This window comes from Devosia yakushimensis, assembly GCF_030159855.1.
GTDB lineage: Bacteria > Pseudomonadota > Alphaproteobacteria > Rhizobiales > Devosiaceae > Devosia > Devosia yakushimensis.
In genome coordinates, this window is the sequence record NZ_BSNG01000001.1 from 2,947,042 (window position 1) to 2,959,888 (window position 12,847).

17 protein-coding genes, 2 tRNA genes and 1 pseudogene are annotated in these 12,847 nt (G+C 63.3%); 7 read left to right on the forward strand and 13 right to left on the reverse strand.

The features are described 5' to 3' along the window. Nucleotides 1–94 precede the first annotated feature (94 nt). Nucleotides 95–472, forward strand: a complete 378-nt coding sequence (locus QQL79_RS14265) for a pyrimidine dimer DNA glycosylase/endonuclease V (protein WP_284391933.1) — start codon at nt 95–97, stop codon at nt 470–472. Between the two features lie 38 nt (nt 473–510). Here QQL79_RS14265 and QQL79_RS14270 read toward each other — a convergent pair. The 8 genes and pseudogenes from QQL79_RS14270 to QQL79_RS14305 form a co-directional block, all read right to left on the reverse strand. Beyond that, nucleotides 511–586, reverse strand: a tRNA-Phe gene (locus QQL79_RS14270). 158 nt (nt 587–744) lie between these two features. Continuing rightward, nucleotides 745–942, reverse strand: coding sequence for a DNA gyrase inhibitor YacG (gene yacG / locus QQL79_RS14275; RefSeq protein WP_284391935.1), 198 nt, complete (start codon nt 940–942; stop codon nt 745–747). After that, entirely contained in the window at nt 943–1,581 is a 639-nt protein-coding gene (locus QQL79_RS14280) for a Maf-like protein (RefSeq protein WP_284391937.1), read from the reverse strand. Nucleotides 1,582–1,594: 13 nt separating this feature from the next. Further along, nucleotides 1,595–1,813, reverse strand: a complete 219-nt coding sequence (infA, locus tag QQL79_RS14285; RefSeq protein WP_035082742.1) for a translation initiation factor IF-1 — start codon at nt 1,811–1,813, stop codon at nt 1,595–1,597. Between the two features lie 126 nt (nt 1,814–1,939). After that, a complete protein-coding gene (locus tag QQL79_RS14290; protein WP_284392890.1) occupies nt 1,940–2,407 on the reverse strand; it encodes an arsenate reductase ArsC in 468 nt (155 codons plus the stop codon). A 57-nt stretch (nt 2,408–2,464) separates the two neighbouring features. Next, nucleotides 2,465–2,938 (reverse strand): annotated as a pseudogene (locus QQL79_RS14295) (UPF0262 family protein); the annotation flags it as partial. An 8-nt stretch (nt 2,939–2,946) separates the two neighbouring features. After that, complete coding sequence (gene hisD, locus QQL79_RS14300; protein WP_284391960.1) at nt 2,947–4,239, reverse strand: histidinol dehydrogenase; 1,293 nt, start codon at nt 4,237–4,239, stop codon at nt 2,947–2,949. Nucleotides 4,240–4,264: 25 nt separating this feature from the next. Beyond that, on the reverse strand, nt 4,265–4,696 hold the full coding sequence (locus QQL79_RS14305; protein WP_284391962.1) for a DUF2948 family protein: 432 nt from the start codon (nt 4,694–4,696) through the stop codon (nt 4,265–4,267). A gap of 494 nt (nt 4,697–5,190) precedes the next feature. Here QQL79_RS14305 and QQL79_RS14310 point away from each other — a divergent pair, with 494 nt between their 5' ends. From QQL79_RS14310 to QQL79_RS14325, 4 genes are read left to right on the forward strand one after another with little or no spacing between them, the layout of a single operon-like run. Continuing rightward, on the forward strand, nt 5,191–5,829 hold the full coding sequence (locus QQL79_RS14310; RefSeq protein WP_284391964.1) for a TetR/AcrR family transcriptional regulator: 639 nt from the start codon (nt 5,191–5,193) through the stop codon (nt 5,827–5,829). 2 nt (nt 5,830–5,831) lie between these two features. After that, a complete protein-coding gene (locus QQL79_RS14315; protein WP_284391966.1) occupies nt 5,832–6,770 on the forward strand; it encodes an HlyD family secretion protein in 939 nt (312 codons plus the stop codon). Continuing rightward, nucleotides 6,767–7,705, forward strand: coding sequence for an ABC transporter ATP-binding protein (locus tag QQL79_RS14320; RefSeq protein ID WP_284391967.1), 939 nt, complete (start codon nt 6,767–6,769; stop codon nt 7,703–7,705). The genes QQL79_RS14315 and QQL79_RS14320 overlap by 4 nt, the downstream gene beginning before the upstream one ends. After that, nucleotides 7,702–8,838 (forward strand): ABC transporter permease, encoded by a 1,137-nt coding sequence (locus QQL79_RS14325; protein ID WP_284391969.1) that lies wholly within the window; start codon nt 7,702–7,704, stop codon nt 8,836–8,838. Before QQL79_RS14320 ends, QQL79_RS14325 begins: the two co-directional genes overlap by 4 nt. Here the strand turns inward: QQL79_RS14325 and QQL79_RS14330 are convergent. From QQL79_RS14330 to QQL79_RS14340, 3 genes are all read right to left on the reverse strand, one after another. After that, entirely contained in the window at nt 8,835–9,209 is a 375-nt protein-coding gene (locus QQL79_RS14330; RefSeq protein WP_284391971.1) for a VOC family protein, read from the reverse strand. The two genes, QQL79_RS14325 and QQL79_RS14330, sit on opposite strands and share 4 nt — an antisense overlap. Nucleotides 9,210–9,214: 5 nt before the next feature. Continuing rightward, nucleotides 9,215–10,507 (reverse strand): UDP-N-acetylglucosamine 1-carboxyvinyltransferase, encoded by a 1,293-nt coding sequence (murA, locus tag QQL79_RS14335; protein WP_284391973.1) that lies wholly within the window; start codon nt 10,505–10,507, stop codon nt 9,215–9,217. A 219-nt stretch (nt 10,508–10,726) separates the two neighbouring features. Further along, nucleotides 10,727–10,891: a hypothetical protein gene (locus tag QQL79_RS14340; RefSeq protein WP_284391975.1), complete on the reverse strand. Its 165-nt coding sequence runs from the start codon at nt 10,889–10,891 to the stop codon at nt 10,727–10,729. Between the two features lie 142 nt (nt 10,892–11,033). On the opposite strand from QQL79_RS14340, the gene QQL79_RS14345 reads away from it, so the two are divergent. Continuing rightward, nucleotides 11,034–11,108, forward strand: a tRNA-Thr gene (locus QQL79_RS14345). 90 nt (nt 11,109–11,198) lie between these two features. On the opposite strand, the gene QQL79_RS14350 is transcribed toward QQL79_RS14345, so the two are convergent. Continuing rightward, the gene (locus QQL79_RS14350) at nt 11,199–11,588 is read right to left on the reverse strand and encodes a PRC-barrel domain-containing protein (RefSeq protein WP_284391977.1); all 390 of its coding nucleotides are present in this window, start codon (nt 11,586–11,588) and stop codon (nt 11,199–11,201) included. A gap of 181 nt (nt 11,589–11,769) precedes the next feature. Here QQL79_RS14350 and QQL79_RS14355 point away from each other — a divergent pair, with 181 nt between their 5' ends. Then, complete coding sequence (locus QQL79_RS14355; protein WP_284391979.1) at nt 11,770–12,069, forward strand: hypothetical protein; 300 nt, start codon at nt 11,770–11,772, stop codon at nt 12,067–12,069. A 48-nt stretch (nt 12,070–12,117) separates the two neighbouring features. Here the strand turns inward: QQL79_RS14355 and QQL79_RS14360 are convergent, their stop codons facing one another. Continuing rightward, the gene (locus tag QQL79_RS14360; RefSeq protein ID WP_284391981.1) at nt 12,118–12,780 is read right to left on the reverse strand and encodes a YiaD family glycine zipper/OmpA-like lipoprotein; all 663 of its coding nucleotides are present in this window, start codon (nt 12,778–12,780) and stop codon (nt 12,118–12,120) included. Between the last annotated feature and the right edge of the window lie 67 nt (nt 12,781–12,847).

A 12,847-nucleotide genomic window follows, 5' to 3' on the forward strand; every position in this document is an offset into this window, starting at 1 on the left:
TGGGCAAGACTGCGCCTGGGGCGGGCAAAAGGCAATCCTTGCCCGCGCTGGCGCGCGGTGGCACGTTTGCTAGCTAAACCCATGCCAAGGCACCATGACCCGCATCAACTGCATCCCGCCGTCCGAGCTCGCCGCACAGCATCTTGTCGCCGAATATCGGGAGCTTCCCAGGATTTTCGCGCTGGTGCGCGCGGCCATTGCCCGCGGCGAGCACCCGGACGATCCGAGGAACCCGGCCGAGTATCGCCTGGGCGCGGGACATGTCAGGTTCTTCTACCGCCGCCTCGCCTTCCTCGCCAAGCGGCAGGCGGCTCTGGTCGCCGAGATGCGGGTCCGCGGATACCAGCCGCTCTTCACCGACACCGACCGGCTGCTGGATGGCTTCCCGGAAATATGGTGCGGCGACTGGCAGCCCACTACGGAGGCGATTGCGATCAACAGAGCGCGCATCGCCGAGCGACTTGCGCCATAGCGCAATGCTTTGCCGGACCGCAGTGCTTGAAGAAATTGTGGTGCCCGGGACCGGAATCGAACCAGTGACACGCGGATTTTCAATCCGCTGCTCTACCAACTGAGCTACCCGGGCAGCGGGGCGGAGATGCCGCCCGGCGCGAAGCCATGGGCCTTATAGGGGAAGGGTTTTTGGCGCGCAAGCGGGAAAAGGGGGTGTGGAAAAGGAGTTTGGGTGGGGAAGCGGTGGCGCGGCGTGTTCGCTACCATCGGCGTGCGGCGTGCGGCGCGCGGCTAGATATTGTCGTCTTCGTCGCTGCCGGGGATGGATTTGTCGTCTTCGGGCTCGTCATCGCGGGCGGGGATGACGTAGCTGCCGGTGAGCCAGCGGTTGAGATCGACATCGGCGCAGCGGGCCGAACAGAAGGGGCGGTATTTTTCGACCGCCGGCTTGCCGCAAATGGGGCAGGCTTTGGTTGGGACCTTGGCCATCTAGACGCCGGACGATGCGGACTGGTTGAGCCAGTTGAAATGGACCGGATAGCCCTCGCCGGCCAGAACCGAGGCGGTTTCCATCAGCGGCAGGCCGACAACGCCGGTATAGGAGCCGACAAGCTTGACCACGAAGGCGCCGGCAATGCCCTGGATGGCGTAGCCGCCGGCCTTGTCGCGCCATTCGGCGCTGGCGAGATAGGCTTCCATCTCGCGGGTGGAGAGGCGCTTGAAGCGGATTCGGGTTTCGACCAGGCGCTGGCGCTTGGCGCCACTGGGCGTGAGCACGGTCAGCCCGGTATAGACGCGATGGGAGCGGCCCGAGAGCAAAGCGAGGCATTGGGACGCCTCTTCCATGGTCTCGGCCTTGGGCAGGATGCGGCGGCCGACGGCCACGACCGTATCGGCGGCCAGCACCAAAGCCCCTGCCCCATAGCCGGCCGAACGCGCCTTGTGTTGCGCGGTCAGGGCCTTGAGGTCGGCCAGGCGTTGCGCCAGCTTGCGCGGCAATTCGCCTTTTTCGGGGGTTTCATCGACGTGAGCGGGCACAAGATGCTCGGGCTCGATGCCGATCTGATTGAGCAAGGCAAGACGCCGCGGCGACGCGGAAGCCAGGATGAGTTCCGGACGGCTGGCCATCGGCTGTTATGCCTTACTTGAATCGGTAGGTGATGCGACCCTTGGTCAGGTCATAGGGCGTCATTTCGCACAGGACCTTGTCGCCAGCCAGCACACGGATGCGATTCTTGCGCATGCGGCCAGCGGTGTGAGCAATGATTTCATGCTCGTTTTCCAACTTGACCCGGAAGGTCGCGTTGGGAAGCAATTCAGTTACCACGCCCGGAAATTCGAGCACTTCTTCCTTCGCCATACTGTCTCCTGAAAGGACCCACGGGGCATCGATTTGCCGCCCGGGGGCCGGAAATTGCGCGCAACCTATAGGAATTCAATGGATTTGTGAACCACTTGCGCCACGTCCGCTTCGCGGCGGTGCAAGTCAATGATTGTCGCCCTTCCGAACCGCAAAAGTGGTGTCCACTTTTGCTGGAAGGGCTCCGGAAACCAGTGGTTCCAAGCGGGTGCGCACACGCTTGCGCAGGCTATCGCGCAGGGCGCGATAAGCCTCCAAAATCAGTTCGCGGCTGCCTTCCACAAGGGAAGGATCGGCCACGGGCCAATGCTCGATCGCGCCGGCCTCGAGGCCCTTGCGGGCCACGGCATCCGGTGCATCGTCGGACAGGGTGATGACGAGATCGAAGCGGTTGGCAACCAATTCGTCCAGGATATGGGGAGTGTGGACACTCATATCAATGCCGATCTCTTCCATGACCTCATGGACGAACTGATCGGCCTTGCCGCCATTGACGCCCACCGAGCGGGCGATAATGCGGCCGGGAAAGGCCTGGCGCGCCAGGGCCGCGGCGATGGGCGAGCGCACCGAATTCATTGAGCAAACAAAGAGCACGCTGGGCAGTTCGCTTTTGCTCTCATCGATCCGGCTGGCATAGGGCTGGACGGCGCAGATGAGGGTGAAGAGGCGCCGCGCCGTGTTGAGATCGATGATGATCTTGTTGGTGAGGCGGGTACGCAGCAGCTCGGCCGCCTCGTTGTGCATGCCGCGCCTTGCCATGTCGACGGTTTCGATCTGGAAGGGCTGGGCCGAACGGATCGCCTCGTAATAGGCGTCGCGGACGCGGAAATAATCGCGGATCAGCCGGCGGAACGGGGTGAGCGAGAGATAGTGGGCGGCGATGGGCTGGAAGGTTTCGGGGTGGCGCACATCGAGCACGATGGAATTGCCCGTTATCGAGATGTGCAGCGCGAACGGCCCGGTGGCGGAGACGCGGGCGGGCCGGAAGCTGTTGTTTTCGAGCAGGTCATAAATGGCGATGCGCCATTCATGCACCTCGTCGGGATTGATCGAGGTGATGGTATTGGGGTCGAGCGTGACGGTGACCAGGCGATCGGTTTGTTTGACCTTCGTCTGGTTTTCCATCGAAATGCTCAATGGTTGAGCCGGATGGAGATGGACCGGCCATGGCCATCGAGGGCCTCCACCTCGGCAAGGGTGACGGCGGCCTCCCGGAGCGCGGCAAGCGAAGCGGGATCGCAGCGCAGCAATGACGTGCGCTTCATGAAATCGAGCACGCCGAGGCCCGAGGCAAAGCGGGCCGAGCGGGCGGTGGGCAGCACGTGATTGGAGCCGCCGACATAGTCGCCAATGGCTTCGGGCGTGTGATGACCCAGGAAGATCGCACCGGCATGGCGGATGGCGGGCAGGATGACATCGGGATCATCGAGCGCCAGTTCCACATGTTCGGAAGCGATGCGATTGGCGAGGGCGGCGGCTTCATCGAGCGAGGCGACGGTGATGACGGCGCCGAATTCGTCCCAACCCTCTCGGGCGATATCCTGCCTGGGCAAGAGGGAGAGCTGGCGATCGACTTCGGCTTCGACAGCGTCGGCCAGGCCCTTTTCGGTGGTGACGAGAATGGACTGGGCCCCGCCTCCGTGTTCGGCCTGGGCGATGAGATCGGCAGCGATCCAGGCCGGATTGGCCGAACCATCGGCAATGACGAGCACTTCGGAGGGACCGGCGATGGAATCGATGCCGACCTGGCCGAAGACCTGGCGCTTTGCGGCGGCGACATAGGCATTGCCGGGCCCGACAATCTTGTCGACGCGGCCGACCGTTTCAGTCCCATAAGCCAGAGCCGCAATAGCCTGGGCGCCGCCGATGCGGTAAATCTCGGTGACGCCGGCAATCTTGGCGGCCAGGAGGACGACGGCGCTGATCTGACCGCCCGGGGTGGGTACGGCCAGGGCGATACGCCCGACGCCGGCCAGCTTGGCGGGGACGGCGCCCATGATGACGGTGGATGGATATGTGGCGAGCCCACCCGGCACATAGATGCCCACGGCGTCGACCGGAGTCCAGCGCGTGCCCAGGGTGACGCCGAGCGCGTCCTGATAGATATGGTCGGTGGGCAGCTGCTTTTCGTGGTGCGCCTTGACGCGATCATGGGCGGTCTGCAGCGCCGCGCGGACCTCATCGGAGACGCGGGCGGAGGCGCGGTCGATTTCCTCGGGAGAAATCCGCAGGTCGGCAGCGGTGAAATGGGTGTGGTCGAACTTGTTGGTCAGCTCGACCACGGCATCGTCGCCGCGCGTGCGGACATCGGCGATGATGGCGGCGACGACATCGCCCACTTCCTGGCTGGCTTCACGCTTGCCGCCGAGCAGGGCCACAAAGCTCTGCTCGAAATCGGAACTGGCGCTATCGAGGCGGATCGGCATGGAATTCCTGTCGGTCTAGAATTGATCAGTCGAGAGTGTGGGCGGGTTTGGCAGCGGCGGCCCAGGCGGCGCCGAGATCGGACAGGCGCGCTTCAAGGCATTCGACGCCCAGGCGGACCGTGCCGCCGCCGGCAAAGCTGAGTTCGACCATGCCGGCGGGACCATCGAGGGGGATGAAGGAGATGGCCAGAAGGCTGAGCACACCATCATGGGCGTTGGGATCGAAGCCGGCGGTGACGACCGATTGCACGGCATCGAAATGCAGTGCCGCCCGCTTGCGGACACCCTTGCCACGCGGTTTGTCGCTTTCCCAATCGTAGCGGTTCATCAGCAGGGCAAAACGCCGGTCGCCGCGGGCGTAGCCCATATCGGCCACCCGCACCACGGCGTCCTGCACATGGGCGGAGATTACATCAAGATCTTCGGTATCAAGCGCCATAAGCTTGAGATCGGTCATGGTATTGGCGGCCCTTTTTGCGTCGAGACGACCCTATCTGGTCACGCTGCACCCGATCTACAAGTTTGGCGGGGTGGGAGCAATGCGGGTGGGCAAAAAAGGGCATGCCGAAATGCCGCCCTGGGAGAGTCCTTGCGGGCTTTGCTGGAGCCTGCGAGATGCGCCCCGGCGCGCTTTTCCCCACCCACGACGTCATTCCCGCGTAGGCGGGAGTGCGTTTATTTCTTCTCGGCGATCTGAAGAGTGGATTCCCGCCTGCGCGGGAATGACGTTTTGGGTGGGAGGGGGTTTGGGGTGACTGGTACTTATTCCATCCTGCCCTTCTTTTTTCCCTCTTCTTCCCCTCCATCCTTCCGTCCTCCCACCCCCGTCTTCCACCCTCCCTCCCCCTCGTTCTCTCCCTTCCCTCCCGACTACCCCGGAGAACCCATTCCATCCTTCCCCTTGCAACTAACTGACCAGTCAGTTATTAGTATTGCAGTTGGAGATCCCCGATGACCGAGACACAAAAGAAATTCCGGCGGCGGGCTGAGGCGCGGCCCGATGAGGTGCTGAATGCGGCGCTGGCGGTGTTTGTGGAGAAGGGCTATGCGGCGGCCAAGGTAGACGAGGTGGCGCGGCGGGCGGGCGTTTCCAAGGGCACGGTCTATCTCTATTTCCCGTCCAAGGAAGCGCTGATCGAGGGCATTGTGCGGCGGGCGGTGGCGCCGATTGCGCTGCGGGCTGTGCCGGACCTAGAAACATTCGAAGGCGATCCGCGCCTGCCCATCACCATGCTGCTTACAGTGCTGATCCAGCAATTGGCGCGGCCGGAAGCAAGTGCGGTTCCAAGGCTCGTCATCCGGGAAGTGATGAGCTTTCCCTTTATCGCCAATTTCTATCGCAATGAGGTGCTCGGCAAAGTGATGCCGGCGCTGATCAGGCTGATCGAGCGGGGTGTCGAGACTGGTCAGTTGCGGCCGGTGGACCCCGAATTGACGGTGCGCTCGATTATCGGGCCGCTGCTGGCGCATGTGGCGCTAGGCGAATTGTTCGGCATCACGCCGGCAAAGGGGCTCGAGCTCGAGCGGTTTCTCGCCAACCATCTCGACATCCTGTTCCACGGCATCAGCGCGCAACCGGAGGAGGCATAGTCATGAGTGACTTTCTGGCCGGAATTTTCGCTGTAATCATGAGCCTGCTGCCGGGCGGGGCGGCCGAGGAAGCGGGATATGTGGGATATCTGGAAGCCGACTATGTCTATGTGGCGCCGGTGGGCGGAGGGCGGATCACCAATATCGCGGTGACCGAAGGGCAGGCCGTTGCTGCCGACAGCCTGTTGTTCACCCAGGACGCAGCCCAACAGCAAGCCTTGCTCGCGGCGGCCCGGGCCCGGGTGGAGGCGGCGCAGGCCAATCTCGACAATCTCAGCACCGGCAGCCGGACGTTGGAAATCGATGTGATCCGCGCCTCGCTGGGCAAGGCCCGCTCCGACCTGGCACTGGCGCAATCGAACCTGACGCGCAGCGAAAAGCTGCTGCAGGCCGGCACGGCGACGCAGGCAAGAGTGGATCAGGACCGGGCGGCCCTGGCGTCGGCGGAAGCGCAGGTGGCCCAATTGACCGCACAGGTTGGCGTGGCCGAACTGCCGGCGCGCAGCGCACAGCAGGTGGCCGCGGAAGCCGATCTTTTGGCAGCGCAGGCCGATGCCAGCCGGGCGCAGCTAGACTTGGCGGACCGGCAAATCTCGGCGCCGGTGGCCGGAATGGTCGATCGCCTGTTCTATTCGTCCGGGGAGATGGCAGCGGCCGGAACGCCGGTGGTGTCGATCCTGCCCGAAGGGGCGCTCAAGGCGCGCTTCTTCGTGCCGGAAGCCGAACGTTCGGCGCTGGCAGTGGGCGGCATCGTACAGGTCGGATGCGATGGCTGCGCGCCGATGAGTGCAAAGATCACCTATTTTGCCAGCGAGCCGCAGACCACCCCGCCGGTGATCTATTCCCGCGAGGAACGGGGACGGCTTGTCTATCTGGTGGAGGCCCGGCTCGATGCACCCGGCGAATTGCGGCCGGGCCAGCCGGTGACGGTGTCGCGGTGAACGGGGACGCGGTCATCGACGTGACCGGGCTTACCAAGCGGTTTGGCGACAAGCTGGTGGTGGACCATTTCGACATCAAGGTGCCGCGTGGGGCGATCTATGGCTTTCTGGGGCCGAACGGCTCGGGCAAGACCACCACGATCCGCATGCTGTGCGGGCTGTTGCTGCCCGATGCGGGACAAGGCACGTGCCTGGGGTTCGATGTGCGCAGGCAAGCCGCTGCGATCAAGACGCAGGTCGGCTATATGACGCAGAAATTCAGCCTCTATGAAGACCTGACCATCCGCGAAAATCTCGATTTCGTGGCGCGGATGTATGGCGTCCGCGACCGGGAGAACCGGGTCAGCACCGCGCTGGCCGATCTGGGTCTGGCGGATCGCTCCGGGCAATTGGCGGGAACCCTGTCGGGTGGCTGGAAGCAGAGGCTGGCGCTGGCGGCCTGCCTGATCCATGACCCTCAATTGCTGCTGCTCGACGAGCCCACCGCAGGTGTCGACCCCAAGGCAAGGCGCGATTTCTGGGACGAAATCCGGCGGCTGAGCAAGGCGGGCGTCACCGTGCTGGTCTCGACCCATTACATGGACGAGGCCGTGCAGTGCGATTTCATCACCTATATCGCCTATGGCAAGAAGCTGATCGACGGCCCTTCGGCGCAGATTCCCAGCATGGTGGGGCTGACGACCTGGCGAGCGGAAGGGCCGGACCTGGCGGCGTTGGAAACGGAGCTGGGCGGGCAGCCCGGCGTGCTGCAAATCGCCCGGTTCGGTTCAACCCTGCATGTTTCGGGCACCGATGCCGCGGCGCTGGAAGCCACGGTGCGCCGCTATGAGGCGAAGGGAACTTATCGCTGGAGCCTGCAGCCGGCGGGGCTCGAAGAAGCCTTCATCTACCTGATGACGGGGGCGCGGGACAATTTCGCGCGGGACGCGGCATGAACGGGTTCTTCTCCCTGTCGCGGTTTGGCGCGGTGTTGCTCAAGGAATTCATCCAGATGCGGCGCGACCGCGTCACCTTTGCCATGATGATCGGCCTGCCCATCGTGCAATTGCTGCTGTTCGGCTTTGCCATCAATGCCGATCCGCGCAATCTGCCGACGCTGGTCGAAATCAATGACGACGGGCCGCTGGTGCGCTCGGTGCTGGCGGGGATGGAAAGCTCGGGCTATTTCGATTTCGAAGGCCAGGTCTATGGGCCTGGCGAGGGCGAGGATGCGCTCCGGCGGGGCAGCGCCAATTTCGTGGTGGTGATCCCCGCCAATTTCGAGCGCGACGTGATCCGCGGCCGCCGGCCCGATATTCTGGTAGCGGCCGACGCGGCAGACCCCTCGGCGGTTGGCGGCGCGACGGCGGCGCTGAGCGGCATCGTCGCCGGCGCGATAAGTCAGACGCTGACCGGACCGCTGGCGGGAGTGGCGGGCTCTCCTGCCCCATTCGGCGTGATCGTGCACCGGGCCTATAATCCCGAAGGCAAGACCTCGACCAATATCGTGCCCGGCCTGCTCGCCATCATCCTGTCCATGACCATGGTGATGATCACCGCCGTCGCCATCGTCAAGGAACGCGAGCGCGGCACGATGGAAATGCTGATCTCGACGCCGGTGCGGCCGTTCGAGGTGATGCTGGGGAAAATCCTGCCCTATGTGCTGGTGGGTTATGTGCAGACAGCGGTATTCCTGATTGCCGCCTTCGCGCTGTTCGGCGTGCCGTTCGAGGGCACATTCGCCGCCTTTTTCATCGGCTTCAATCTCTTCGTGCTGGGCAATCTGGCGCTGGGTTTTCTGATCTCGACCCTGGCGCGCAATCAGATGCAGGCCATGCAGCTCAGCTTTTTCACCATCCTGCCCTCGATCCTGCTGTCGGGTTTCATGTTTCCCTTTGCCGGCATGCCCGGCTGGGCGCAGACCATCGGCACGGCCGTACCGGCCACCCACTTCATCCGGCTGGTGCGGATGGTGATGTTGAAAGGGGCCGATAGCGGGGATGTGGGCAGCGAGTTCGTCGCGCTCGCCGCCATTGTCTGCGTGATCTCGGTGGTGGCGATGCTGCGCTACCGGCAGACGCTGGATTAGAGGCCCTGCATCCAGCCGATAACGGCGCCGGTGGGATCGTGGAGCACGCAGAGCCGGCCAATGCCGGGCACGTCATGCGGCGGGCGAACCACACTGGCGCCCTGCTCTACCGCCAGGGCGAAGCGGCGGTCGATGTCGTTCACCTCGATATAGCCAAGCCAATAGGATTGGGAACTATCCAGAAAACCCTGGGCCAGGGTGCCGAGGCCCCCGACCATTTCATCGCCCGACTTGATGACGAAATAGGGTTCGCCCGCGAGATCGTAATCCTGGTAGGTCCACCCCAAAGTAGCCGTGAAGAAGGCCTTGGCCTTCTCCACATCTGTGGTCAGCAGGTCGTGCCAGGCGAAAATCCCGTGCGGCCTGCCCATGGCTGCTAGCCCGCCAGCCGTTCGATCTCGGCGCCGCAGCGGGAGAGCTTGTCTTCGAGACGCTCGAAGCCGCGATCGAGATGATAGATGCGGTTGACGATGGTTTCGCCGCGCGCGGCAAGGCCGGCAATGACCAGCGACACCGAAGCGCGCAGATCGGTAGCCATGACCTGGGCGCCCTTGAGCTGGGATTTGCCGGTGACCGTCGCCACCTGGCCATCCACGGTAATGTCGGCGCCGAAGCGGGCGAGCTCGGCCACATGCATATAGCGGTTTTCGAAGATGGTTTCGCGGATCTGGCTGGTGCCCGAGCTCATGGTCATCAGCGCCATGAACTGGGCCTGCAGATCAGTCGGGAAACCGGGGAACGGGTCGGTTTCCACATCCACGGGCTGGATGCCATTGCCATTGCGGTAGACGCGCAGGCCATCGGCCTCCGGGGTGATGACCGCGCCGGTCTTGCCCAGAATGTCGAGGGCGGCTTCCAGATGCTCGGCGCGGGCGCCCTTGAGCAGCACATTGCCGCCCGTCATGGCGGTGGCCATGGCGAAGGTGCCGGTTTCGATGCGGTCGGGAATGACATCGACCGTAGCGCCATGGAGCTTGTCGACGCCCTCGATGGTCAGCTTGCGCGTACCGATGCCCGAAATTTTCGCGCCCATGGCGACGAGGCATTCGGCGACATTGGTGATTTCGGGTTCCTGGGCGGCGTTCTCGATAATGGTCGTGCCCTTGGCCAGGGTCGCGGCCATCATGATGGTGTGGGTGGCGCCCACCGACACTTTCGGGAAGACGATATGAGCGCCCCTCAGGCCACCCTTGGGGGCCTTGACCACGACATAGCCTTCATCGATGTCGATTTCAGCGCCCAATTCCTTGAGGCCGAAGAGGAAGAGATCGACAGGCCGCGTGCCGATGGCGCAGCCGCCAGGCAGGGAAACGCGGGCATTGTGCTCGCGGGCCAGCAAGGGGCCGATGACCCAGAAGCTGGCGCGCATCTTGGAGACCAGATCGTAAGGAGCTGTCGTATCGACGATGTCGGCGGCATGGAAGGTCATGCGCTGGCCAACGCCTTCCTCTTCGCCACGGCGGCGACCATGCACGGCAATGTCGACGCCATGATTTTCGAGGATGCGCTCGAGCTGTTTGACATCGGCCAGGCGCGGCACATTTTGCAGCACCAGGGGCTCATCGGTCAAAAGCGAGGCGATCATCAGCGGCAGCGCGGCATTCTTGGCGCCGGAGATAACGATCTCCCCGCGCAGTTCATTGCCGCCGACCAAACGAATGCGATCCATCCTGGATAATCCTCAAGCGGGGCGGGAGGCCCCTGGGGTGAAAGCTGGCTCAATAGCCGAGTCAAACCCCGCCAACAAGGCGGGTGGCCCGACATGCAGGGCTGATCCAAGAGGAATCAGAACCGGCACGCCGCAGCCGTTGTGTCTGCCGGATTTGTCGAAAACATGGTGGCGATTCCGGCCCCGGCGCGGTGACCACAGATTCAGCCCCAAAATGGTTTACGATTTATTGTCCGACCGCTCGCCGGAGGCCGGCTGGCTCTCGGGGGAGCGCGCATCGGCATCGGCGCGCGCCTTGAGCTGGCCCTTGCGGCGCTTGAGGTTTTCACGCAGCTTGGCAGCCAATCTCTGGTCGCGCAGTGCGGCTTGTTCGGATTTTGTCAATTTGCAGGTCGGCTCCGCCGCTCGGTTCGGGCCATAGGGTTGGCAGTTGAAAGTTGATATGCGCTTTTTGGCCTTGCGTCGAGGTTTTGGCTATGGCACTAGAGCGCCCGTCGCCGCACCGGGCCCCGCCCGCCGCGCAGATGCTGCCGTAGCTCAGTGGTAGAGCACTCCCTTGGTAAGGGAGAGGCCGACAGTTCAATCCTGTCCGGCAGCACCAGACAATTCCTTCACGCATACTGGCGGCCGAACGCGGCCCAAATGAAAACCGGCGCCCGAGGGCGCCGGCTCCGTTCTGCGTTTTGTCCGATCAGATCCAATAGGGAGCGACGCCGTAATAGTCGTAAACCCGGCGCCCGTTCTCGGCGGTCCAGTAATCGTCGTCATCGTCGCTGTATTTGGGGGCGCCTTCGAGCTGGTCCTTGGTGACGTCGACGCGATAGCCGCCCAGGCTTTCGTCGTAGTTTAGCTTGCTCCAGGGCAGCGGATAATGCTCGTTGCCGATGCCGAGAAAGCCGCCGAAGCTGAGCACGGCATAGGATACCTTGCCGCTGCGCTTTTCCACCAGGATACGCTCAATGGAGCCGATATGCTCGCCGCTGGGGTCATAGACCTTGGTGCCCTCGACCTTGTCAGACGCGATTAGATCGTGGGTTTCCTTGACGTCGGCGTCGCGGTTGCGAATGTCGTCATAGGCCATTTTCGAACTCCTCTTGGTTGGGTGAAGAGGGAACGCGGGGTTTTCGCGTGGGGTTCCGCAATTGCAAAAGCGTGATCGAAGGTCTCCTGAGGCGCAAGCCGGGAACCGCTGCCGCCATGGGGCATTGAAGTGGCAGATAAAACCGTTCTGCCGGTGACGCAGGACAAAGGGAGAGAGCAAGATGGCCGTTACGCCCAAAACGCCCACGCCGACAATTGCCAATGTGGACAACCTGATCGACGAAAACGGTGCGCGTATCGATGTGCCGGACGATACGCCGATAAAGGTTGCCGGAGAGCATGAGGAGACCATTGGCGGCACGGGGCCGACCAATTGGTGGCTTTATGGCCTGGTTGGCCTTGCCATCGTGATCGCGGTGCTGCTGATCCTGCAATTGTTCAATGGGGCGCCGGGAACCGACGTGCAACCGGCTTCGCCGACATCGGCGCCGGTGGTGGAGCCTGCCGCGCCGGCGCAATAAAAAAGCGCGGCACAGGGGCCGCGCTTTTCATCATCGATGATCGCCCGATCAGCCGTTGATCGGGGAAATCTGGATTTCGACACGCCGGTTCTGGGCGCGGCCCTGTTCAGTGCCGTTGGAGGCGATGGGGCTGGATTCGCCCTTGCCTTCGATGAAGAAGCGGCGCTGATCGATGCCCTGATTGGCGAGGATCGTGGCGACCGAAACGGCGCGGCGCTGCGACAGCGACAGGTTGTAATTGTCGTCGCCCTGGCTATCGGTGTGGCCATAGACATCGACAATGGTCTTGTCGAACTTCTTGAGCACGAGAGCCACCGAGACCAGGGTCTGGTTGAACTGGGGCTGCACGGTCGACTGGTCGGTGGCGAAGGTGATGTTGGAGGGCATGTTGAGAATGATCTGCTGGCCAACGCGGGTCACCGAAACGCCAGTGCCCTGCAGCTGGGCGCGCAATTCGGCCTCCTGCTGATCCATATAGCTGCCGATGGCCGCGCCGGTGAGGCCGCCCACGCCAGCGCCAATCAGCGCGCCCACGCGCGGATCCCCGCCTACGGCCGCACCCACCAGAGCGCCGGCAATGGCACCACCGCCGGTACCGATCAAGGCGCCGCCAGCGGTGTTGGAAAGCTGGGATTCCCCGGTATAGGGATTGGTGGTGCAGGCCGTCAGCGCCAGCGTCGCGGCAAGCGCCACGAGAATCTTGGATTTCATCGATTGTCCCCCTGAAGGATTGAGTGCCCGTTCTGCGGAGTGAATACGGCAGGAAGGTGATGAATCA

Coding starts and splice junctions, on each gene's coding strand:
- QQL79_RS14265 (WP_284391933.1), top strand. CDS start 95: ATGACCCGCATCAACTGCATCCCGCCGTCCGAGCTCGCCGCACAGCAT.
- yacG (WP_284391935.1), bottom strand. CDS start 942: ATGGCCAAGGTCCCAACCAAAGCCTGCCCCATTTGCGGCAAGCCGGCG.
- QQL79_RS14280 (WP_284391937.1), bottom strand. CDS start 1,581: ATGGCCAGCCGTCCGGAACTCATCCTGGCTTCCGCGTCGCCGCGGCGT.
- infA (WP_035082742.1), bottom strand. CDS start 1,813: ATGGCGAAGGAAGAAGTGCTCGAATTTCCGGGCGTGGTAACTGAATTG.
- hisD (WP_284391960.1), bottom strand. CDS start 4,239: ATGCCGATCCGCCTCGATAGCGCCAGTTCCGATTTCGAGCAGAGCTTT.
- QQL79_RS14305 (WP_284391962.1), bottom strand. CDS start 4,696: ATGACCGATCTCAAGCTTATGGCGCTTGATACCGAAGATCTTGATGTA.
- QQL79_RS14310 (WP_284391964.1), top strand. CDS start 5,191: ATGACCGAGACACAAAAGAAATTCCGGCGGCGGGCTGAGGCGCGGCCC.
- QQL79_RS14315 (WP_284391966.1), top strand. CDS start 5,832: ATGAGTGACTTTCTGGCCGGAATTTTCGCTGTAATCATGAGCCTGCTG.
- QQL79_RS14325 (WP_284391969.1), top strand. CDS start 7,702: ATGAACGGGTTCTTCTCCCTGTCGCGGTTTGGCGCGGTGTTGCTCAAG.
- QQL79_RS14330 (WP_284391971.1), bottom strand. CDS start 9,209: ATGGGCAGGCCGCACGGGATTTTCGCCTGGCACGACCTGCTGACCACA.
- murA (WP_284391973.1), bottom strand. CDS start 10,507: ATGGATCGCATTCGTTTGGTCGGCGGCAATGAACTGCGCGGGGAGATC.
- QQL79_RS14350 (WP_284391977.1), bottom strand. CDS start 11,588: ATGGCCTATGACGACATTCGCAACCGCGACGCCGACGTCAAGGAAACC.
- QQL79_RS14355 (WP_284391979.1), top strand. CDS start 11,770: ATGGCCGTTACGCCCAAAACGCCCACGCCGACAATTGCCAATGTGGAC.
- QQL79_RS14360 (WP_284391981.1), bottom strand. CDS start 12,780: ATGAAATCCAAGATTCTCGTGGCGCTTGCCGCGACGCTGGCGCTGACG.